This window comes from Azotobacter chroococcum (genome assembly GCF_004339665.1).
Classification (GTDB): domain Bacteria; phylum Pseudomonadota; class Gammaproteobacteria; order Pseudomonadales; family Pseudomonadaceae; genus Azotobacter; species Azotobacter chroococcum.
In genome coordinates this window covers 124,503-144,456 of the sequence record NZ_SMMU01000007.1, presented here as the reverse complement: position 1 = coordinate 144,456, position 19,954 = coordinate 124,503, and the positions used below count along the sequence as shown (strand labels likewise).

The 19,954-nt window shown below is 64.4% G+C and carries 17 protein-coding genes and 3 tRNA genes; 11 read left to right on the top strand and 9 right to left on the bottom strand.

The genetic code is table 11. The annotated features are described in order from the left end of the window. Window positions 1-167: 167 nt before the first annotated feature. The 3 genes from bamJ to EV691_RS08865 form a co-directional block, all read right to left on the bottom strand. Complete coding sequence (bamJ, locus tag EV691_RS08875; protein ID WP_131302177.1) at window positions 168-920, bottom strand: BamJ family beta-barrel-assembly machinery protein; 753 nt, start codon at window positions 918-920, stop codon at window positions 168-170. A gap of 244 nt (window positions 921-1,164) precedes the next feature. Then, window positions 1,165-1,241 (bottom strand) — tRNA-Asp (locus EV691_RS08870). 12 nt (window positions 1,242-1,253) lie between these two features. Next, window positions 1,254-1,329: transfer RNA gene (locus tag EV691_RS08865), tRNA-Val, on the bottom strand. Between the two features lie 155 nt (window positions 1,330-1,484). On the opposite strand from EV691_RS08865, the gene rdgC reads away from it, so the two are divergent. From rdgC to EV691_RS08850, 3 genes are all read left to right on the top strand, one after another. Further along, window positions 1,485-2,405, top strand: coding sequence for a recombination-associated protein RdgC (gene rdgC, locus EV691_RS08860; RefSeq protein WP_131302180.1), 921 nt, complete (start codon window positions 1,485-1,487; stop codon window positions 2,403-2,405). A gap of 661 nt (window positions 2,406-3,066) precedes the next feature. After that, window positions 3,067-6,552, top strand: coding sequence for a hybrid sensor histidine kinase/response regulator (locus EV691_RS08855; RefSeq protein WP_131302183.1), 3,486 nt, complete (start codon window positions 3,067-3,069; stop codon window positions 6,550-6,552). A gap of 67 nt (window positions 6,553-6,619) precedes the next feature. After that, window positions 6,620-7,879: an MgtC/SapB family protein gene (locus tag EV691_RS08850; protein ID WP_131302186.1), complete on the top strand. Its 1,260-nt coding sequence runs from the start codon at window positions 6,620-6,622 to the stop codon at window positions 7,877-7,879. Window positions 7,880-8,030: 151 nt separating this feature from the next. Here EV691_RS08850 and EV691_RS08845 read toward each other — a convergent pair whose 3' ends face one another. Next, window positions 8,031-8,402 carry a tetratricopeptide repeat protein gene (locus EV691_RS08845; protein WP_242672658.1) on the bottom strand — a complete coding sequence of 124 codons (372 nt, stop codon included), beginning with the start codon at window positions 8,400-8,402 and terminating at the stop codon, window positions 8,031-8,033. A gap of 431 nt (window positions 8,403-8,833) precedes the next feature. Between EV691_RS08845 and EV691_RS08840 the strand changes: the two genes are divergently transcribed. From EV691_RS08840 to EV691_RS08820, 5 genes are all read left to right on the top strand, one after another. Then, complete coding sequence (locus EV691_RS08840; protein ID WP_131302189.1) at window positions 8,834-11,431, top strand: intermembrane phospholipid transport YdbH family protein; 2,598 nt, start codon at window positions 8,834-8,836, stop codon at window positions 11,429-11,431. 12 nt (window positions 11,432-11,443) lie between these two features. Then, a complete protein-coding gene (locus EV691_RS08835) occupies window positions 11,444-11,635 on the top strand; it encodes a YnbE family lipoprotein (protein ID WP_039802920.1) in 192 nt (63 codons plus the stop codon). Between the two features lie 9 nt (window positions 11,636-11,644). Continuing rightward, entirely contained in the window at window positions 11,645-11,989 is a 345-nt protein-coding gene (locus EV691_RS08830; RefSeq protein WP_131302192.1) for a YdbL family probable chaperone protein, read from the top strand. Beyond that, the gene (locus EV691_RS08825; RefSeq protein WP_131302196.1) at window positions 11,986-12,642 is read left to right on the top strand and encodes a class I SAM-dependent DNA methyltransferase; all 657 of its coding nucleotides are present in this window, start codon (window positions 11,986-11,988) and stop codon (window positions 12,640-12,642) included. The genes EV691_RS08830 and EV691_RS08825 overlap by 4 nt, the downstream gene beginning before the upstream one ends. A 586-nt stretch (window positions 12,643-13,228) precedes the next feature. Beyond that, on the top strand, window positions 13,229-13,468 hold the full coding sequence (locus EV691_RS08820; protein ID WP_039802914.1) for a hypothetical protein: 240 nt from the start codon (window positions 13,229-13,231) through the stop codon (window positions 13,466-13,468). Window positions 13,469-13,680: 212 nt separating this feature from the next. Here EV691_RS08820 and EV691_RS08815 read toward each other — a convergent pair. The 4 genes from EV691_RS08815 to dapA all read right to left on the bottom strand — a co-directional run bounded on the left by EV691_RS08815 (window position 13,681) and on the right by dapA (window position 16,885). Beyond that, window positions 13,681-13,770: transfer RNA gene (locus EV691_RS08815), tRNA-Ser, on the bottom strand. Window positions 13,771-13,893: 123 nt separating this feature from the next. Further along, entirely contained in the window at window positions 13,894-14,763 is an 870-nt protein-coding gene (locus tag EV691_RS08810; RefSeq protein ID WP_131302199.1) for a phosphoribosylaminoimidazolesuccinocarboxamide synthase, read from the bottom strand. Window positions 14,764-14,874: 111 nt separating this feature from the next. Continuing rightward, complete coding sequence (gene bamC / locus EV691_RS08805) at window positions 14,875-15,987, bottom strand: outer membrane protein assembly factor BamC (RefSeq protein WP_131302202.1); 1,113 nt, start codon at window positions 15,985-15,987, stop codon at window positions 14,875-14,877. A gap of 19 nt (window positions 15,988-16,006) precedes the next feature. Continuing rightward, the gene (gene dapA, locus EV691_RS08800) at window positions 16,007-16,885 is read right to left on the bottom strand and encodes a 4-hydroxy-tetrahydrodipicolinate synthase (RefSeq protein ID WP_131302205.1); all 879 of its coding nucleotides are present in this window, start codon (window positions 16,883-16,885) and stop codon (window positions 16,007-16,009) included. Between the two features lie 164 nt (window positions 16,886-17,049). On the opposite strand from dapA, the gene EV691_RS08795 reads away from it, so the two are divergent. Both EV691_RS08795 and EV691_RS08790 read left to right on the top strand, forming a co-directional pair. Beyond that, complete coding sequence (locus EV691_RS08795; RefSeq protein WP_039802906.1) at window positions 17,050-17,607, top strand: glycine cleavage system transcriptional repressor; 558 nt, start codon at window positions 17,050-17,052, stop codon at window positions 17,605-17,607. Window positions 17,608-17,616: 9 nt separating this feature from the next. Beyond that, window positions 17,617-18,093: a peroxiredoxin gene (locus EV691_RS08790; RefSeq protein WP_131302207.1), complete on the top strand. Its 477-nt coding sequence runs from the start codon at window positions 17,617-17,619 to the stop codon at window positions 18,091-18,093. Between the two features lie 25 nt (window positions 18,094-18,118). On the opposite strand, the gene EV691_RS08785 is transcribed toward EV691_RS08790, so the two are convergent. Continuing rightward, entirely contained in the window at window positions 18,119-18,370 is a 252-nt protein-coding gene (locus tag EV691_RS08785) for a sulfurtransferase TusA family protein (protein ID WP_131302210.1), read from the bottom strand. A 138-nt stretch (window positions 18,371-18,508) separates the two neighbouring features. Between EV691_RS08785 and EV691_RS08780 the strand changes: the two genes are divergently transcribed. Continuing rightward, complete coding sequence (locus EV691_RS08780; protein WP_165496626.1) at window positions 18,509-19,942, top strand: M48 family metalloprotease; 1,434 nt, start codon at window positions 18,509-18,511, stop codon at window positions 19,940-19,942. The last annotated feature ends 12 nt before the right edge of the window (window positions 19,943-19,954 follow it).

Genomic DNA, 19,954 nt, shown 5'->3' with positions numbered 1-19,954 from the left:
AAACCAATTTGAATCAGAAAGTTGAGGGTTCGTCGTAAATAGACAGAAGCGATATCAACGAAAGGCGGCAAATAACGACAATGCGTATAAAACTCAGCAGCATGACTCTCTTGCAGAAATGAAAACGCCCCACACGAAGCGGGGCGTTGTCTTGAGGCGTTCCCGACTCACTCGCCCTGGGCTTCAGCCTGCCCTGCTTCGGGTTCGGGCTCAGCTTCCTGCTCGGTCGGCTGATCCTTGATGCCCAGCAGTTCCAGTTCGAACACCAGCACCGAATTGGCCGGGATTGAAGGGCTGGGGCTCTGCTCGCCATAGGCCAGCTCACTGGGAATGTACAGCTTGAACTTTTCGCCGACATGCATCAGTTGCAGGCCTTCGACCCAGCCGGGGATAACGCCGCTGACCGGCAGGTCGATGGGACTTCCGCGCTCGATGGAGCTGTCGAACACCACGCCGTCGGTCAGACGACCCTCATAGTGCACAGTCACCACATCGCTGGGCTTGGGCTGGGCGCCCTCGGTCTTCTTCAGCACCTCGTACTGCAGGCCGGACGCCGTGGTGGTCACGCCCTGACGCTTGGCGTTCTCCTCGAGGAACTTCTTGCCGGCCTTGGCATTCTCTTCGCCAAGAGCCGCCATGCGCTCCTCGGCCCGTTTCTGCAGGGCAGCGAAGGCCTCGATCAGCTCCTCGTCGCTCAGGCGCTGTTCCTTCTTGCCAATCGCATCCTCGATACCCTGGGCCACCGCCTTCGAGTCCAGATCATCCATGCCCTCCTGGGCCAGACTCTTGCCCATGTTCAGGCCGATACCGTAGGAGGCCTTCTGTGCGGGAGTCTTGAGTTCCACATTGGTTTGCGAATCGCAACCCGAAAGAACCAGACCCACCAAGGCCATCGCAGCGGCCAACCGATGTTGTCTCATGCTGTTTCCTTGTTCGTTCGCCATAGGGCTATCAGTGAAGGCGAAAGCTTAACAGGCGGCCGCGACCACTGGCTATGGAGATAGGAGCCCGGCAACAGCGATAAGTTCAGGTTTTCGAAGGGAGCTGGCAGGACGCCCGAGACCATCTGAATGACCCGGTCCAGGCGGTCTGCAAAACGAAAAAGGCGGCCAAATGGCCGCCATCTTCGTTTCGCCAAGCTCTGTCCAGCATGGCGATTTAATGTGGCGCAGCGGACGGGACTCGAACCCGCGACCCCCGGCGTGACAGGCCGGTATTCTAACCGACTGAACTACCGCTGCGCATAACCTCGATGGTGGGTGATGACGGGATCGAACCGCCGACCCTCTGCTTGTAAGGCAGATGCTCTCCCAGCTGAGCTAATCACCCTTCACTCTCGAAGTGGGGCGCATTCTAGAGAGCCGATTTCACCTTGGCAACCCCTCGATGAAAAAAAATTTTCAGATGTTCCAAAGGGTTAGGGTTGGCCCCCCGGTTCGGGGAGAGAATAATGCGTGCTTTGCGCAACGGAGATCGCCAGCCCCATGTGGTTCCGCAACCTGCTCGTCTATCGTCTCACCCAGGATGTCCCCTTCGCCGCCGAAACGCTGGAAGAGGCGCTGGCAGCCAAGCCAGCCCGCCCCTGCGCCAGCCAGGAACTGGCGACCTACGGTTTCGCCGCCCCCTTCGGCAAGGGCGAGGATGCGCCCCTGGTCCACGCCAGCCAGGACTTTCTGCTGATCGCGGCACGCAAGGAGGAGCGCATCCTGCCCGGCAGCGTGGTGCGCGACGCGCTTCAGGAAAAGGTCGAGGAAATCGAGGCCGAGCAGATGCGCAAGGTCTACAAGAAGGAGCGTGACCGGATCAAGGAGGACATCGTCCAGACCTTCCTGCCGCGCGCCTTCATTCGCCGCGCCACCACCTTCGCGGCGATCATGCCCAAACAGGGGCTGATTCTGGTCGATACCTCCAGCGCCAAGAAAGCCGAGGACCTGCTCTCCACCCTGCGTGAGGCCATCGGCTCGCTGCCGGTGCGGCCGCTGGGCGTGAAGACCGCACCGAGCGCCACCCTCACCAACTGGGTCAAGGCCCAGCAGGCCGCCGCGGACTTCCATGTGCTCGACGAGTGCGAGCTGCGCGATACCCACGAGGATGGCGGCGTGGTCCGCTGCAAGCGTCAGGATCTGACCGGCGAGGAGATCCAGTTGCACCTGAGCACCGGCAAGCTGGTCACCCAGTTGGCGCTGGCCTGGCAGGACAAGCTGTCCTTCGTCCTCGACGACAAGCTGGCGATCAAGCGCCTGCGTTTCGAGGATCTGCTGCAGGAGCAGGCCGAGCAGGATGGTGGCGACGACGCCCTCGCCCAGTTGGATGCCAGCTTCACCCTGATGATGATGACCTTCGCCGAGTTCCTCCCGGCGCTGTTCGAGGCCCTCGGCGGGGAAGAGATCCCCCAGGGCATCTGACCCCTACCGGCCGGCGCCGGCCGTCCGCCGGCGCTCCTGACCCAACAGCCAGCCCAGGAATTGCCCTCGAGAAAGCACCGGGGTCTGCGTCAGCCAGGTCGCGCCGAAGAACCAGCAGGTTGCCGAGCCGCGAACGTGACACGGCGCGCAGCCGCTCCAGCAGCCGAGGCTGGAAGATTGTCCAGAACGGGCGAAAGCCAGTCCGGACCAAGCGTCCGTAGAGCCACCGGGCCCTCGCAGTCCGGCACCGATGGTACCGCCAAGGATGGCCAGGGTGGACCCTATTCCCCCGAGGCGCTGTCCCCATCGGCTCGTGACGCTCCGGATACAGCTGCAGGATCGACCACTTGCACAATAGCGCCAATGCGAATGGGAGCTCATCTTCGCCGAACTCCTGAAATGAATCGCAGACGGCGTAGTCTTACCAGAGACCCAGGCAGCCCTGCGGACAGATGCCGACTGGTGCGGATCCACGAGGTGCGACAGATCCCCGCAAGCGACAGCAGGTCGCTTGCTACCTTGGTCGCAAACCGCGGATCACGGGGCGTTTTGCTGCAAGACTCTCAACTCCCGGACGATTTTTCGCCATTGCCGAAAATGCTCGGCGAGCCACACTTGTAGTCAAGTCGTCCCGGGAGCTACCGCTTTGTTTGGAGCTAACATGTCGTTGTCCATCGGGGTGATCACCCTGGCCGCCCTGGCCTACATGGCCACACTCTTCGCCATTGCCTTCTACGGGGACCGCCGCAACGCGCCCCTGCCGCCGCGCATGCGCGCCTGGGTCTACAGCCTCTCGCTGGCCGTGTACTGCACCAGCTGGACCTTTTTCGGTGCGGTCGGCCAGGCCACCGAACAGCTCTGGGACTTCCTGCCGATCTACCTCGGTCCGGTACTGCTGCTGCTCTTCGCGCCGTGGATGCTGCAGAAAATGGTGATGATCAGCAAGCAGGAAAACATCACCTCCATCGCCGACTTCATTGCCGCGCGCTATGGAAAGTCGCAACCGCTGGCAGTGGTGGTCACCCTCATCTGCATGGTCAGCGTGCTCCCCTACATCGCCCTGCAGCTGAAAGGCATCGTGCTCGGCGTCAACCTGCTGATCGGTGCCGGACCGGACAGCACCGGCACCCGCGCCCAGGACACGGCGCTGGTGGTAACCCTGTGCCTGGCACTGTTCACCATCCTGTTCGGCACCCGCACCCTGGACGTTACCGAACACCATCGCGGCATGATGCTGGCCATCGCCTTCGAATCGCTGGTCAAGCTGTTCGCCTTCCTCGCGGTGGGCGCCTTCGTCACCTACGGCCTGTACGACGGATTCGACCATCTGCTCGAGGAGGCCAAGTCCGCCCCGCAGCTGGCGGAATTCTGGGACAAGGGGACGAACTGGCCGGCGCTGCTGGTGCAGACCGGCGTAGCAATGATGGCAATCGTTTGCCTGCCGCGACAGTTCCATGTGACCGTAGTGGAAAACACCGAGCCACACGACCTGCGCCTGGCACGCTGGGTGTTTCCGCTGTACCTGGTGCTCGCCGCCCTGTTCGTGATCCCCATCGCCCTGGCCGGTCAGCTGCGCCTGCCGGCCGGAATCATTCCCGACACCTTCGTGATCAGCCTGCCCCTGGCCGAGCACCACCCGGCACTGGCGCTGCTGGCCTTCATCGGCGGCGCCTCGGCCGCCACCGGCATGGTCATCGTTGCCAGCGTGGCACTCTCCACCATGCTCTCCAACGACATCATGCTGCCCTGGCTGCTGCGCCGCAAAAGCACCGAGCGCCCCTTCGAAGCCTTCCGTCACTGGATGCTCAGCGTGCGCAGGGCCAGCATCGTCGGCATCCTGCTGCTGGCCTATGTCATCTATCGCCTGCTTGGCCCTACCACCAGCCTGGCGACCATCGGCCAGCTCGCCTTCGCCGCGATCTCCCAGTTGACACCGGCCATGCTCGGCGCGCTGTACTGGAAGCAGGCCAACCGCCGCGGCGTATTCGCCGGGCTCGCCACCGGCGCGCTGCTGTGGAGCTATACCCTGGTCCTGCCGCTGATCGCCCAGCGCATGGGCTGGCCACTGCGCGAACTCCCCGGCCTCGAGTGGCTGGCGAGCCGACCGCTGGGCCTGCCGATCACTTCGATTACCTTGGGAATGCTGATCTCGCTGGCCGGCAACTGGGCAGTCTTCGCTATCGTCTCCATGCTCTCGCGTACCCGCGTTTCCGAGCACTGGCAGGCCAGCCGCTTCGTCGGCCAGGAAATCAACCGGCGCTCCGGCGGCCGGTCCCTACTCGCGGTGCAGGTGCAGGATCTGCTCGAACTCGCCGCGCGCTTCGTCGGCGAGGAGCATGCGCGCCGGAAGTTCGAGCGCTTCGCCCAGCGCCAGGGCAAGGAGTTCAATCCCAACCAGGCGGCGACCAGCGAGTGGATCGATCACACCGAGCGCCTGCTCGCCGGGGTGCTTGGCGCCTCATCGACCCGAGCGGTGGTCAAGGCGGCCATCGAAGGGCGGGAAATGCAAGTCGAGGATGTGGTGCGCATCGTCGACGAGGCCTCCGAGGTGCTGCAGTTCAATCGCGCCCTGCTGCAGGGCGCCATCGAGAACATCACCCAGGGCATCAGCGTGATCGACGGCTCCCTGCGCCTGGTGGCGTGGAACCGCCGCTACCTGGAGCTGTTCGACTATCCGGAAGGCCTGATCTACGTCGGCCGGCCGATCGCCGACCTGATCCGCTACAACGCCGAACGCGGCCTGCTCGGTTCGGGCGATGTGGAGGAACATGTCAGCAAACGGCTGTACTGGATGCGCCTGGGTACGCCGCACACCTTCGAACGGCTGTTCCCCAACGGCCGGGTCATCGAGCTGATCGGCAATCCCATGCCTGGCGGCGGCTTCGTCACCAGCTTCACCGACATCACCGAGTTCCGTGAAGCCGAGCGTGCTCTCAAGGAGGCCAACGAAGGCCTTGAGCAACGCGTGGCCGAGCGGACCCAGGAACTCTCCAAGCTGAACCAGGCGCTGGTCGAGGCCAAGGCCCATGCCGAATCGGCCAACCAGTCGAAGACCCGCTTCCTCGCCGCGGTCAGCCACGACCTGATGCAGCCGCTGAATGCTGCGCGCCTGTTCGCCGCGTCCCTCGCCCATCAGGACCCCGTCCTGCCGCCCGAGGCACAGAAGCTGGTGCGGCACCTGGACTGCTCGCTGCGCTCGGCCGAGGACCTGATCACCGACCTGCTGGACGTCTCCCGCCTGGAAAGCGGGCGCATCACCACGGAGCGCACCAACTTCCCCATCGCCGACCTGTTCGACACCCTCGGCACCGAATTCAAGGCACTGGCCCAGGAACAGGGCATCGACTTCCACCTGCGCAGCAGCCGCCTGCGCATCAACAGCGACATGAAACTGCTGCGCCGGGTGCTGCAGAACTTCCTCACCAACGCCTTCCGCTACGCCAAGGGTCATGTGCTGCTGGGCGTGCGCCGCCAGGGCGACCAGCTGCGCCTGGAGGTCTGGGACCGCGGCCCGGGCATCCCGGAAGACAAGCGCCAGGAGATCTTCGAGGAGTTCAAACGCCTGGACAGCCACCAGACCCGTGCGGAAAAAGGCCTCGGTCTCGGCCTGGCGATCGCCGACGGCCTTTGCCGGGTACTCAACCATCGGCTGGAAGTGCGCTCCTGGCTCGGCAAGGGCAGCGTGTTCAGCGTCACCGTCCCGCTGGCCCGCAGCGTCGCCCCTGCCGTCACAGCCAAGTCCGACGGCACGCTGCCGCTCAATGCCCACACCCTGGCCGGCGCTCAGGTCCTCTGCGTGGACAACGAGGACAGCATCCTCACCGCCATGCACAGCCTGCTCTCGCGCTGGGGCTGCCAGGTGTGGACTGCGCGCAATCGCCTGGAGTGCGAGCAGCTGCTGGAGGGCGAGCTGCGCCCGCAGGTAGCGCTGGTGGACTATCACCTCGACCAGGGCGAAACCGGCACCGAGCTGGTGGCCTGGCTGCGCACCCGCCTCGGCAAGCCGCTGCCCGGCGTGGTGATCAGCGCCGACGCGCGCCCCGAAACCGTGGCCAAGATCCATGCCACCGGTCTTGACTACCTGGGCAAGCCGGTCAAGCCGGCAGCGCTGCGCGCTCTGCTCAGCCGCCACCTAGCCCTGCGCTGAACGGAGGCGGCCGACACCCCGCTCAAGCGCTGGACCGCACGCCCACCCCTCCGCGAGTAGCACCGACATGCCCAGCAACCTCGATGTCCTCCTCGACCTGGCCGTCGCCCTGGCCGTCGGTCTGCTGATCGGCACCGAACGCGGCTGGAGCGCCCGCGACATCGACGATTCGCACCTGGCCGCCGGCATTCGCACCTTCGGCCTGACCGGCCTGCTCGGCGGCATGGCGGCGCTGTTCGGCGAGCAACTGGGCATGGCCGCCTGGATCGTCCTGTTGCTGGTGTTCGGCCTGCTGCTGGTGGCCGGCTACCTCGGCGACCTGCGCAACACCGGCGACCAAGGCATGACCAGCGAAATCGCCATGCTGCTGACCTTCCTGCTCGGCAGCCTGGCGCAGACCGAAGAGCACCAGGCGCTGGCCGCCGCCGGCGCGGTGGTGGTAGCCCTGCTGCTCAGCCTCAAGGAAGCCCTGCATACCACCCTGCGCCGGCTGACTGCCCAGGAACTGTCCGGCATGCTGAAGCTGCTGTTCATTTCCGTAGTGCTGCTACCAGTGCTGCCGAACCGGGGCTATGGGCCCTGGCAGGCGTTCAACCCCTACGAAACCTGGTGGATGGTGGTACTGATCGCCGCCATCGGCTTCGCTGCCTATATAGCGATCCGCCTGGTCGGTACCCGCCACGGACTGCTGCTCACCTCCCTGCTCGGCGGGATGGTGTCCTCCACCGCGATGACCCTGACCCTGTCCCGTCTGCACCGGGAGGTGCAACTGCACCGCCTGCTCGCCTGCGGCCTGCTGGCCACCTCGGCGCTGATGTTCCCGCGGGTGCTGCTGGAGGTCGGCGTGATCAACCCAGCCCTGCTCGGCAGCCTGCTCTGGCCGATGGGCGTCACCACCTTGGTCTATGCCGGGGGCGCCCTCTTTCATTACTACGGATCCAGACGAGAGTCGGCCACCGACGGCGAGCCGCCGTTGCAGAATCCCTTCGAACTGGGACCGGCGCTGCGCTTCGCCGCGCTGCTGGTGCTGATCCTCTTCCTGGTGGAGGCGGGCCGTTACTGGCTGGGCGATGCCGGAGTCTATCTGGTGGCGCTGCTGGCCGGACTGGCCGACGTGGATGCAATCACCCTGTCGCTGGCCCGCAACGCCCTGGGCGAGCTGGATAATCGGGTGGCAATACAGGGCATCTTCCTCGCCGCCATGAGCAACAGTCTGGTCAAGGGAGGACTGATCGCCATGGTCGGCGGCCCCCGACTGGCCCTGCTCAGCCTGCCGGTGATCGCTGCCGGCCTGCTCGCCGGACTGGCAACGCTCTGGCTGCAGTGAGGAAACTGGCCAGTACTGGCCGGCCATGGGCCGCACCAGCCGGCAGCCCTCTGGCGCTCACCGAGCAGCCGATTGGGCAGATCGCCGGAAACCTCGCTGGGCATGGAGTAACTGGCTCTGCGGCAGGCTGGCGATCCTCCGAGCCGAACCCTCAGGAGGGCGCGACGAGGCTGCCAAGCAATCGCAGTGCCTCCTCCGAACCTTGGGCGGCCGCCTGCTCCAGCCAGTAGCGCCCCTGCTGCACTTCCAGCGGCCCCGCTTCGCAGCAATGACGGCCGAGCTCCAGCTGCGCCTGAATATCGCCAGCGCGTGCAGCCTGGCGCAACAGCTCGAGGCCAAAGCGACGATCGCGGGGAGTGCGGCAGTCGCGACAGAGCAGCCGACCAAGACGGCTCTGGGCAGCCACCACGCCCTGGCGCGCCGGCTGCTTGAGCAGATGTCCGGCGAAACGCTTGGCACTATGGGTCTTGCCGATACCCGGACTGTCCAGCAGCCAGGATGCCACCCTTACCGGCAGACGCATCTGGACACTGGCAGGCGAAGAGGACTGGACACGAATTCTCATGGCGAACAGCAGGCTATTTTGAGAAGGCGCGCACTGTACTCCTTTTTGCTGCCGAGTAAAGACTTGCCAAAGTATGACGAAGAAGTTCTGCAGGCCTCACAAGGGAAATCCACAGAAGCTGTGGATAACACAGTGGACAACATTCTCTCATCTTTTCCAAGGGTTGATGCCTTCTGGGCTCGACTCGAACTGATGCTTTTTTCGCCAGGAAAACTTCTTGATTTTCACTTAGTTAGATGCACTCATGAAGCTCATGAACAAGATGATCCGGGCCGAGCCGGAGGAACCTTGCCGGCATCTTTCATCGATTGGACACAAACGCGCGCCTTGATCTTGCTCTGGCGGAGAGCCATCCTCGGCCGAAACCAGGCGTGCAAAGGAGCCCGCGGATGACGGCTCGCCATCCAGGATGGCGCAGCGCCGGACGTATCGTTTTGGTCGGTGCCGTCCTGATCGCCGTCCTGACCTACGGCCACCATTGCTGGCAGCAGTTTCTGTACACCCAGGGCATCGAGCGGCTCGCCTGGCAAGGCTTGCGCGTCACCTTCAGCGGTCTCGTCCTGCAGCACCTGCACCTGGAGCAGCGACGGGGCGATGGCGGCCGCCTGCAGATCGTCGCCGAGCGCCTGGCACTCGACTGGCCCGTGCACGACGATCAGGGCTGGCAGCTGTCGCAGCTGCGCATCGCCCATCTGGAACTGGACTGGCAGCCCCCGCCCTCCACCGGCGACTCGTCCGCGGCCGATCCCCAGAGGCTGCACGACCTGGCCGCCCTCCCCCGGGCCCTGACGATCGATGCCTTCAACGTCACGCTGCCCTGCGCCACTGGACGCTGTCTCCTGCAGGGCTCACTGCAGGCACGCCATGCCGGCGCCCGCCTGTTGCCGGCCAGCCTCGAGCTGCGACTGCAGCACCAGGGACAGCGCCTGGCACTGCACGCCGATCTCGAGGGGCGCCCCGACCTCCAGGAACTGGCACTGCAGGCTCGCCTGCTGCTCAACGAGCAGCTGCGCGCCCGGCTTTCCACCACCTTGAGCAGCGAAGGCACGGAACAGGCCTGGCAGGGCGAGCTGGCCATACCGGGTCTGCCCGAGGCCCCCTGGCTGCGAGACTGGCTCGGGCAGTGGCTGGGCGCCTTGCCGCCGAACGCCGCAGCCCCCCAGGCCATGCAGCTGGAGGCCGACTGGCAGCTCCGCTGGCCACAGGGTCCGCTGGAGCTGCAGCGGCTACGCAAGGCGGCGCAGGGCGAGGTCCGTCTCCGCGCCCAACTGCCCGAGCCCTGGCCGCTGCCCGGGGTCGGCCTGCTGCAGGGCGATCTCGCCCTGGACCTGGCTGGCAACACAGGAGACTGGCTGCCGCGCCAGCTGCAGGCCGATCTCCGCCTGAGCCAGCCACAGGGCGCCTGGCTGGAGAGGCTTCCCGAGCCCCTGCGTCCCGAGGCAATGCAGTTGCGGATCACGCCCCTCGCCGTCCGCTCCAGCAAGGCGTCGAACGACATGCCACGCCTGCCACTGGCCCTGCAGCTGCGCAGCCAGGGTCCGCTGCGGGCTTCACTGCAAGGCGAGCTGAACATCACGCCTCGGCTGCCCGACTGGCGTGCCGAGCTGAAGACCCTCGAGATCAAGCTCAAGGCAGCGCACCTGCAGTTTTCCGATAGCCACCTGAAACGGCTGAACGCCCGCCTGCTGCTGGCTGGCCAGCTCGATCACCAACGCCTGCAGCTGACCCTGAGCAAGGGCTCGCGCTTCAGCCTCGGGCAATTGGCCCTGGCCGAGCTGCGCCTAGAAGAACTGCAGGGCGAGCTGGCCGGCCTGCGCCTCAGCGCCGAACACGTCGATGGAGCGCTGCATGCCCAGCAGTTGAGCGGCCCGCTACACCTGCAGACATCGCGCCTGAAGCACCCCCGGCTGCAGACCCAGGGCTGGGACTGGCAGGGCCGCCTCGACGCCAGAGGCGAGCGCCAGCAGCTCAGCGGCATGCTGCGGGGCAAGCAGGGACTGGGCATGGACCTGCAGTTGCAGCGTACAAGCAATGGCGAACTGACCCTGGATGCCCGCCTGGTGGAAATCTTCCTGCGCGCCGGCAATCCCCTGGCCGCGACGCTGCTCGATTGGCCCACACGACTCGAACTGGACCAGGGCCGTCTACAGGGTAACGCCCACCTGCGGCTGCGTCCCGGCATGTCGCTGCGGGCCGAGCTGGAGCTACAACCCAAGGGCCTTGCTGGCATCTACGACCGCAGCGAGCTGAGCGGCCTGAGCGGCCGCCTGCTGGCACAACTGCACGGGCCACGCCTGGAGCTGCAGCTGGCCGGGCTGGAAGTGGCACGTCTCAACCCAGGCCTCCCGCTCGGCCCGCTGCGCCTGCACGGCCAGTATTCGACAAGTCTGACGCAACCGCTGCACGGCCAGCTCGTCTGGCAGCAGGCAGAGCTCGCCCTGCTCGGCGGGCGTGCCTGGCTGGCACCCACCAGCCGGGAATTGTCGACGGCTCAGACAGCCCTCACCGTGCAACTCGAAGGCCTGCAGCTCGGCGAGCTGTTCCGCCTCTACCCAGCCGAGGGACTGGCCGGACAGGGCCGCCTGGACGGACGCCTGCCGCTGGTCATCGGACCGCCCGGCGTACGCATCGAGCAGGGCCGCCTGGCCAATCGGGGCCCCGGCGTGCTGCAGTTCCGCTCCGAAAAGATCCGCGCCCTAGGCCGTGCCAATCCGGCCATGCAACTGGTGGCTGAAGCGCTGGAGAACTTCCACTTCACCCGGCTGTCCAGCGACCTCGGTTATGATGAACAGGGCAAGCTGCGCATGGCCCTGCGCCTCGAAGGGCGCAATCCCAGCATGGAAAAGGGCCGGCCGATCCATTTCAACATCAACCTGGAAGAGGATATTCCGGCCCTGCTGACCAGTCTGCAGCTCACCGACCGCGTCAGCGAAAGCATTCGCCGACGCGTGCAGCAAAGCCTGCGAAAGAACTCCGACGCCCCCTGACTGGAGAGACTCATGCGCCCGCACCACCTGCTCGCCGTTCCGCTGCTGGGCTTGCTGGTCGCCGCCTGTACACCAACGGTACAGCTGGCCGTCCCCGACGAGCCGATCAACATCAACCTCAATGTGAAAATCCAGCACGAAATCTACGTCAAGGTGGACAAGGAGCTGGACGACATCATTGACAAGGATAGCGGCCTGTTCTGAGGACCCCCCATGAAAATCTGCACACGCATCGCAATCCTGCTGATCGCCCTGGGCCTTGCCCTGCCGGCCTTGGCGATGAACCTCAACGAGGCGATGGGTGCCCTCTCTGGCGCCAAGACCCGCGGCCAGTTGGGCGAGATGCCCAACGGCTACCTCGGCGTGGTCAGCGCCAGCGCTCAGGCCGAGGAGATCGCCCGCCTGATCAACCAGGCGCGACGCGCCGAATACCAGCGCCTGGCCAGGGAAAACGGCATCCAACTAGGCGACGTGGAAGCCATCGCCGGGCAGAAGGCCTTGGAGAAGACTCCGAGTGGCCAGTACATCCAGCTCAACGGCAAGTGGATACGCAAATGAATCCCCCCAGCGAAGCCCCGCCGGTACTCGAGGCCGGCGACCTCGAGCAGATCACGGCAACTACCCTGCAGCACTATGCGGCATCCGCCGAAGCCTTCCGCGAGGGTACTCGCGACCACGACGTGAGCCAGAACATCGCCGCCCTGCTGCGCCACATCGAGGCGCCACCGCCCTTCGCCATCCTCGACTTCGGTTGCGGCCCGGGACGTGATCTCAAGACCCTCCGCGCCCTCGGCCACCAGCCCGTCGGGCTGGACGGCTGTCCCCGCTTCGTCGAAATGGCCCGTGCCGACTCGGGCTGCGAGGTCTGGCAGCAGGACTTCCTACAGCTCGAGCTACCGGCCGAACGCTTCGACGGCATCTTCGCCAACGCCTCGCTGTTCCATGTTCCCGCCCAGGAATTGCCGAAGGTGCTCGGCAAGCTGTACGCCGCACTCCGGCCCGGTGGCGTGCTGTTCAGCTCCAACCCCCGCGGCCACAACGAGGAAGGCTGGAATGGCAACCGCTATGGCAGCTATCACGACCTAGATGCCTGGCGCCGCCACCTGAGCGCAGCCGGCTTCGTCGAACTCGAGCACTACTACCGCCCTGCCGGCCTGCCGCGCGACCAGCAGCCCTGGCTCGCCAGCGTCTGGCGCAAACCGAAGGCGTGACGACAGCAAGTCTCAGGGAGTCAGCGCCGGCTGGCTGCTGCCCAGCCGACGGAAGGCGTTCGGCGACAGCCGGTGAGGCGACGGAAGAGCCACGAAAATAGCAGGCTTGGAGAAGCCCGGCGGGCCGGGATATCGAATGAGGCAGGCGGCCGTCGAGCCGCAACACTGGCGCATGACAATACCCGCTGCTGTTCGGGCCTTCTCCATCCAACCCCTGCCAAGCCGGCCATCCCCCATAATGGCAAAGTTACCCCTTGAAAAGATGAGGGAATGGCAACAACTACCCCTGAATCGTGATTCGTATACAATATGAAGGACTCTTCAGTAAGTGCCATCCTGTTACGAAACAGATTTCGTTTTTATGATGAAATCCAGCCAGGCCGACATGTATGAAACGGCTCCCCATGCCGACAACAGTCTAAAATAACGAAAACACGCGTTGTTGAAGCTCCGTTGCCCTATGAATATAACTTGTGCCCCCATTCAAGGGATGAGCACTTACATCCATAAGGGTAACTTTTCCATGCTCAATGTTCAGAATTGACGGGTAAGCCCATTGAACTCACAGCAAATTACCGAAGCCGAAATGCGCGAAGCATTGGGTCTTGCACCAACAAAACCCGCCGCGGAGAAACGCAAGCACCCCTCCAGCTATATCCTGGTAGAGCTGAGTGTGCGCAAACTGAGCGGAGGCCCAGCCTTCCGGTTCGAATACAAGTCTCGCTCGCTCAGCACCCTGGAAGCAAAACTCGAAGCGGAAAAAGCCGTGCGCAAGAAAGGACTTGAAGTCTGGGCCGTGCTTGATGTCCGGCAGGTCAGCGAGTGAACCAGCAGACCTCTTGACCTTCCGAGGGCCACCGGACGGCCTGCCACTGGCAGCGCGGGAAAGATTGTCTGATTGCCCGGACTGAAGCCCAAGCCCATTGACCGAGAGTCAGTTGAGGTTCGCCATAGCCCGCTCGAATTGAATAGAGAGCGGGGGAATTCTGCGCACCATAAAAAAGCCTTGCAGTTCGAAAACTGCAAGGCTTTTGAGTATGGCGGGGAGATAGGGATTTGAACCCTAGGTACCCTCGCGGATACAACGGATTTCGAATCCGTCCCGTTCGACCACTCCGGCATCTCCCCTGGGCGGCGCGCATGATACCAGCTTGAATGTCTTTGGCGAACCCCCATACGGAATTTTTTGTGTGCTTTCAGGGAATTGGCTCACTCCGGCAAAATACCGCGACAAAGCGGCAGCCCTTTTTCTCAGCAGGCCAACCGAGTCAATGCCTCGCGGTACTTGTCGGCAGTTTTCTGGGCCACTTCGAGCGGCAATGCCGGTGCCGGCGGCTGCTTGTTCCAGCCGGTGGACTCCAGCCAGTCGCGCACGAACTGCTTGTCGAAGCTCGGCGGATTCTGCCCCTCCACATAGCTGTCGGCTGGCCAGAAGCGACTGGAGTCCGGAGTCAGCACTTCATCCATGAGGGTCAGAGTGCCATCCTCGTCCAGGCCGAACTCGAACTTGGTATCGGCGATGATGATGCCCCGGGTAGCGGCGTATTCGACGGCGGCGCTGTACAGGGCGATGGCGGTGTCGCGCACCTTTGCCGCCAGCTCCTTGCCGATGATGGCTTCGCACTGCACGAAGGTGATGTTTTCGTCATGATCGCCCACTGCCGCCTTGGTCGAGGGCGTGAAGATCGGCTGTGGCAGCTTGGCCGCCTCCCTCAGCCCGACCGGCAACGAGATGCCGCAGACGGTACCGCTCTTCTGGTATTCCTTCCAGCCGGAACCGGCAATGTAGCCACGCACGATGGCCTCCACCGCCACCGGCTTGAGGCGCTTGACGACCACGGCCCGCCCTTCGACCAGCGGCAGCTCGGCGGCCGGAACCACATCCTCGACCCGATCGCCGGTGAAATGGTTCGGCACCACGCCGGCCAGCTTGTCGAACCAGAAATTGGAGATGGCGGTGAGAATCTTGCCTTTGTCCGGAATCGGCTCGGCGAGGATCACATCGAAGGCCGACAACCGATCGCTGGCCACCATCAGCATGCGCTTGGCGTCGACTTCATAGAGATCGCGGACTTTGCCCGAATAGATCTTCTTCAGACTCAGGGTGGTAGTTGTGCTCATCGCGTCTTTCCGCCTTTATCAAACGAAACAGGCGAAACCGGAGAGGTTTCGCCCATCGATTCGTGCCATTGCCGAAGGAGGGGTCGCAGGAGCGACCCACCGGGCAGCCATTCAACCAAGGTGTTCCTGAAGCAGGCTCAGTACCCGGCGTGCCACCTCTTCCGGAGCAAAGGTATTCATATCCTTTTCCACCGTGACCTGGACACCCTCCGCGACGCGAGTCAGGCGCACCTGATAGCGTTCGGCGCGCGCCTCCACGTCCTCCGGATCCTCGCCCCTGCCGAGCAGGCGCCCGAAAAAGCCCGACTTCTCGTCCTTGTCGGCCTTCTCGGCGAGATTGATGTAGTACACGCCAAGGCTGCGGTTGATGTCGTCGACCCGCACATTGCCCATCTCCAAAGCGCGACCGACGCTCGACCAGGCCCGGTCGAAGTCGGCATCCAGACTCAGGAAGGGATTGCCATTGCCGTCCTCGGAGAGACTGACACGGCTCGGCGCATCGAAGTCGCGGGCCGCCAGCAACGAAACCGAACCACCCCGCTCGGCGCTGCTCGCCAGGCTGGCAGTCATCTCGTCCAGCAGCGCGGCATCCAGGCCGGCATCGCCGCGACCAGCCGCCCCGCCCAGGGAAGCGCTGCCGGACGGACGCAATGCGCTGCTCACGAAAATTTCGCTGGAGTTGCGCTGGACTCCTGGCTCGACACGCACACGCACCCGGATCTCGCCACTCGACGCCTGCTCGGAAGCGCGACCAGACAGGCGCCGCGCCATGGGTGCGGACAGCGCATCGAGCGGTTGCCAGGCCGTGATGAACTCGCCGACCTGCAGACGCTCCTCGGCAATCCGAAAACCATTGTCCTCGAAAAACTGCCGAAGCATCGGCCAGATCTCCGCCGGCGCCCGCTGGGCCACGACCCAACGCGAGTCGCCACTCTGCTGCAGGCTGAATTCGCTGGCCTCCTGCGTGCTCCGCAACGCCTGCGGACGCGGCACATCGAAATCGCTGCCACGCTGCGAGTCGGCCACGTTCAGCGGTACCTGCAGCAAGGGGTCGAGGCGACGGATCTCGACATTCGGCGGCAACTGCATCGGAGCAGTCTGGCGCGCATCGAGATAGTCGCTGCCACGGTCGCGGAAGTACCCCTCCTCCCCCCACAGCCAGCCACAACCGCTGACGGAGGAAAAGATCACGGCAAGGGCGGAAATCCCGGCCAGTCGCTTCATGCGCAATGCTTCCTGATGATCAAGCCAAGGCGCCGACCAGGCGAAGAGCCTGGCGCAGCGGTTCATGGCAACTGGAGCTCAGCCAGGTCAGCGGCAGGCGAATGCCCTCGGGAATCAGGCCCATCTCGTGCAGCGCCCATTTCACGGGAATCGGGTTGGACTCCAGGAACAGCGCCTTGTGCAGCGGCATCAGACGCTCGTTCATCGCCCGGGCGATAGCCGCCTCGCCACGCATGGCCGCGGCACAGAGGTCGCTCATGGCGCGCGGAACGACGTTGGCAGTCACCGAGATATTGCCCTTGCCGCCCATCAGGATGAGTTCGACGGCGGTGGGATCATCGCCCGAATAGACGAGGAAGTCCTTGGCCACACGCGCCAACACTTCGCGGCCACGCTCCAGGTTGCCGGTCGCTTCCTTGATGCCGATGATGTTCGGCACCTTGGAAAGACGTTCCACGGTTTCCGGCAACATGTCGCAGACGGTGCGTCCGGGCACGTTGTAGAGGATCTGCGGAATCGCCACGGCTTCGGCGATGGTGCGAAAGTGCTGATACAGGCCTTCCTGGGTCGGCTTGTTGTAGTAGGGGGTCACCAGCAGGCAGGCATCGGCGCCAACACTCTTGGCGTTCGCCGTCAGCTCGATCGCCTCGCGGGTACAATTGGCACCGGTACCGGCAATCACCGGGATCCTGCCGTTGACCTGATCGACCACGCGACGGATGACTTCGACATGCTCGGCGACGTCCAGAGTCGCGGATTCGCCCGTGGTACCGACCGCGACGATGGCGTTGGTACCCTCTTGCAGGTGGAAGTCCACGAGCTTGCCCAGGCCGTCCCAGTCCAGACCGCCCTGCGCATCCATGGGGGTGACCAGAGCCACCATGCTGCCCGCAATCATGCAACCACTCCTGCCGGAAAAATGAGTCGTAATGGTACTGTCGCCATCTGCCTTGTACAAGTTGACCACAAAGGCCAAGCATTCCCCTCGGCGCCGCTTTTCGTTACCCTTCCGGCTTTGCTCGGCGCCTCTTGCGACGACGGTCCATCGTTTAGGAAAGCTGCATGTCCACCCCTCCCGCTCGCGAACAGTTCCTCGTCATCAGCGTTCTCGGCAGCGCCCCCATGGAGCTGACCAACGTGCTGTGCCGTGCCAGCCAGGAAAGCCGCTGCTCGGTTGTCAGCACCCGCCTGACTCGCCATGGAGAAGTCTGCGCCCTGGTCGTGCAGGTGGCCGGCAGCTGGGACGGACTGGCGCGCATGGAAACCGGCCTGCCGACTCTGGCCAAGCGCCACGACTTCACCTACAACCTGACCCGCAGCCTGCCCCTGGACAATCGACCCCAGGCGCTGCCCTATGTCGCCTATGTCAGCGCAGCCTATCGCCCGGACATTCTCGCCGAGCTCTGCCAGTTCTTCATCGACCACCGCGTCGAACTGGAAAACCTTACCTGCGACACCTACCAGGCACCGCAGACCGGCGGCACCATGCTCAACGCCACCCTGACCGTCACCCTGCCGGCCGGCACCCAGATCAGCTGGCTGCGCGACCAGTTCCTCGATTTCGCCGATGCCCTGAACCTCGATGCACTGATCGAGCCCTGGCGCCCCCAGAACCCCTAAGGAGTCCTCATGCCCGTCGCCCTCGAGCAGTCCGTCCCCGACTTCCAGGCCCAGGCAACCAGTGGCCGGCTGGTTTCGCTCGCCGAACTCAGGGGCCGACAGGTGGTGCTGTACTTCTATCCCAAGGACAGCACTCCGGGCTGTACCACGGAAAGCCAGGGCTTTCGCGATCGCCATGACGAATTCCAGGCGGCCAATACGCTGGTCTTCGGCGTCTCCCGCGACGGGCTGAAATCCCACGAGAACTTCAAGAGCAAGCAGGCCCTCCCTTTCGAACTGATCTCCGACAAGGACGAGCAGCTGTGCCAGCTGTTCGAGGTGATCAAGCTGAAGAAGCTCTATGGCAAGGAATACCTGGGCATCGACCGCAGCACTTTCCTGATCGACAGGAATGGCGTGCTGCGCCAGGAATGGCGCGGCATCAAGGTCCCGGGCCACGTCGATGCCGTGCTGGCCGCCGCCCTGGCCCTGAATCAGGCCGGGTGAGCGCCGCCAGACTGACGAACACCCGTCATGCCTTGCGCAGCCAATAACGGAAGAAGTTGCCTTCAGCCTCCTCGCGGAGCAGGCAATGACCGGCCAGCTTGGCGAAGGCACGGAAGTCCCGTTGCGAACCGGGATCCGTCGCAGTCACCTTGAGCACCGCCCCGGAAGGCAGACGGTTCAGCTCCAGCTTGGCCTTGAGCAAGGGCAGCGGGCAATTCAGACCGCTGGCATCCAACTCGGCGTCGCAGGCATCGGCCTGCCATTCGGCATCAGTCATAGGGCTCTCCAGAAAAGGCCCCAAGGATAACCAAGCCGGCAAAGACCTGACCAGTCGCCTGCCAGGTGCGCCCAATGACGTCCGCGCGCCTAAACTTGAATGGATACAGCCATGCCTTTGAACGTCAGAACCTGCCGCATGAATCTCCTGCGCCCCAGCCTCTTCGCCCTCGCCTGCCTGCTCGCGCCCCCCGGCACGGCCAGCGACCTGCCGTCGCTGGGCGATGCCAGTTCGGCCATCGTATCTCCCGAGCAGGAACACCAGCTCGGCCGAGCCTGGCTCAGCCTGCTGCGCGGACAGGTTCCCCACCTGTCCGATGCGCAACTGAAGGACTACGTGGAAACCAGCGTCTACCGCCTGAGCGAAACCAGTCAGCTGCAGGACCGGCGCCTGGAGTTCGTCCTGCTCGACAGCCCGCAGCTGAACGCCTTTGCCGCGCCCGGCGGCATCATCGGCGTGAATGGCGGCCTGTTCCTCTACGCCCAGACCGAGGCCGAATACGCCGCCGTGCTGGCCCACGAACTGGCGCACCTCTCGCAGCGCCACTTTGCTCGCGGACTCGAAGCCCAGCAGCGCCTCCAGCTCCCCATGATGGCCACCATGCTTGCCGGCATCATCGCCGCCGCCGCAGGGGCTGGCGATGCCGGCATGGCGGCGATCGCCTCCAGCCAGGCGGCAGCGATGCAGGAAATGCGGCGCTTCTCCCGCCAGAACGAGCAGGAGGCCGACCGCATCGGCCTGCTCAACCTGGAAAAGGCCGGCTACGATCCACGCGCCATGCCGAGCATGTTCGAACGCCTGATGCGCCAGTACCGTTATGACGCCAAGCCGCCGGAGTTCCTTCTGACCCACCCGGTCACCGAATCGCGCATCGCCGACACCCGCAACCGCGCCGAGCAATACCGTCCCGGCGGCCGTCAGGACGACCACCGCTACCAACTGATGCGCGCCCGTGTACAGCTCGTCTACGAACAGACCTCCGGCATGGCGGTGAAACGCTTTCGCGCTCTACTCGATGAAAACCCGAAATCCGTCGCTGCGCGCTACGGCCTGAGTCTGGCCCTGACCAAAAGCGGCCAGCTCAACGAGGCCCGGGAAGTGCTGCTGCCGCTGCTGAACCAGGTGCCCAATGATATCGACTACAACCTCGCCGCGGTCGCCCTGGACATCACGGCCAACCGTATTCAGGAAGCCGAAATGCGGGTCAAGCGCCTGCTTGCCCTGTACCCGGGCAACTACCCGCTGCGACAGGCCCAGGCCGACCTGCTGCTCAAGCAAAACCAGCCGGCGGCAGCGGAGAAAGTGATCAGCCAGTTGCTCGCCAGCCGCCCCGAGGACCCGGACATCTGGTATCTGGCCGCCGAAGTCCGCGGCCTGTCCGGTGACATCGTCGGCGTGCACCAGGCCCGCGCCGAGTACTTCGCACTGGTCGGCAACTACGATCAGGCCATCGAGCAACTGGACTTCGCCAAGCGCCGCGCCAGCGGCAACTTCCAGCTGGCCGCGCGCATGGATGCCCGGCAGCGGGCCCTGAAGGAAGAAAAGAAGATGATCGAGGAAATGCTGCGCTGATTGGGCGACAGG

What these genes read in the sequence shown, in the direction of transcription:
- EV691_RS08785 (WP_131302210.1), bottom strand. Translation starts at nt 18,370, where the DNA reads ATGACTGATGCCGAATGGCAGGCCGATGCCTGCGACGCCGAGTTGGAT.
- EV691_RS08850 (WP_131302186.1), top strand. Translation starts at nt 6,620, where the DNA reads ATGCCCAGCAACCTCGATGTCCTCCTCGACCTGGCCGTCGCCCTGGCC.
- EV691_RS08795 (WP_039802906.1), top strand. Translation starts at nt 17,050, where the DNA reads ATGTCCACCCCTCCCGCTCGCGAACAGTTCCTCGTCATCAGCGTTCTC.
- EV691_RS08820 (WP_039802914.1), top strand. Translation starts at nt 13,229, where the DNA reads ATGCGCGAAGCATTGGGTCTTGCACCAACAAAACCCGCCGCGGAGAAA.
- EV691_RS08845 (WP_242672658.1), bottom strand. Translation starts at nt 8,402, where the DNA reads ATGCGTCTGCCGGTAAGGGTGGCATCCTGGCTGCTGGACAGTCCGGGT.
- EV691_RS08835 (WP_039802920.1), top strand. Translation starts at nt 11,444, where the DNA reads ATGCGCCCGCACCACCTGCTCGCCGTTCCGCTGCTGGGCTTGCTGGTC.
- dapA (WP_131302205.1), bottom strand. Translation starts at nt 16,885, where the DNA reads ATGATTGCGGGCAGCATGGTGGCTCTGGTCACCCCCATGGATGCGCAG.
- EV691_RS08830 (WP_131302192.1), top strand. Translation starts at nt 11,645, where the DNA reads ATGAAAATCTGCACACGCATCGCAATCCTGCTGATCGCCCTGGGCCTT.
- EV691_RS08810 (WP_131302199.1), bottom strand. Translation starts at nt 14,763, where the DNA reads ATGAGCACAACTACCACCCTGAGTCTGAAGAAGATCTATTCGGGCAAA.
- EV691_RS08825 (WP_131302196.1), top strand. Translation starts at nt 11,986, where the DNA reads ATGAATCCCCCCAGCGAAGCCCCGCCGGTACTCGAGGCCGGCGACCTC.
- EV691_RS08780 (WP_165496626.1), top strand. Translation starts at nt 18,509, where the DNA reads ATGAATCTCCTGCGCCCCAGCCTCTTCGCCCTCGCCTGCCTGCTCGCG.
- EV691_RS08790 (WP_131302207.1), top strand. Translation starts at nt 17,617, where the DNA reads ATGCCCGTCGCCCTCGAGCAGTCCGTCCCCGACTTCCAGGCCCAGGCA.
- EV691_RS08840 (WP_131302189.1), top strand. Translation starts at nt 8,834, where the DNA reads ATGACGGCTCGCCATCCAGGATGGCGCAGCGCCGGACGTATCGTTTTG.
- bamC (WP_131302202.1), bottom strand. Translation starts at nt 15,987, where the DNA reads ATGAAGCGACTGGCCGGGATTTCCGCCCTTGCCGTGATCTTTTCCTCC.
- bamJ (WP_131302177.1), bottom strand. Translation starts at nt 920, where the DNA reads ATGAGACAACATCGGTTGGCCGCTGCGATGGCCTTGGTGGGTCTGGTT.
- EV691_RS08855 (WP_131302183.1), top strand. Translation starts at nt 3,067, where the DNA reads ATGTCGTTGTCCATCGGGGTGATCACCCTGGCCGCCCTGGCCTACATG.
- rdgC (WP_131302180.1), top strand. Translation starts at nt 1,485, where the DNA reads ATGTGGTTCCGCAACCTGCTCGTCTATCGTCTCACCCAGGATGTCCCC.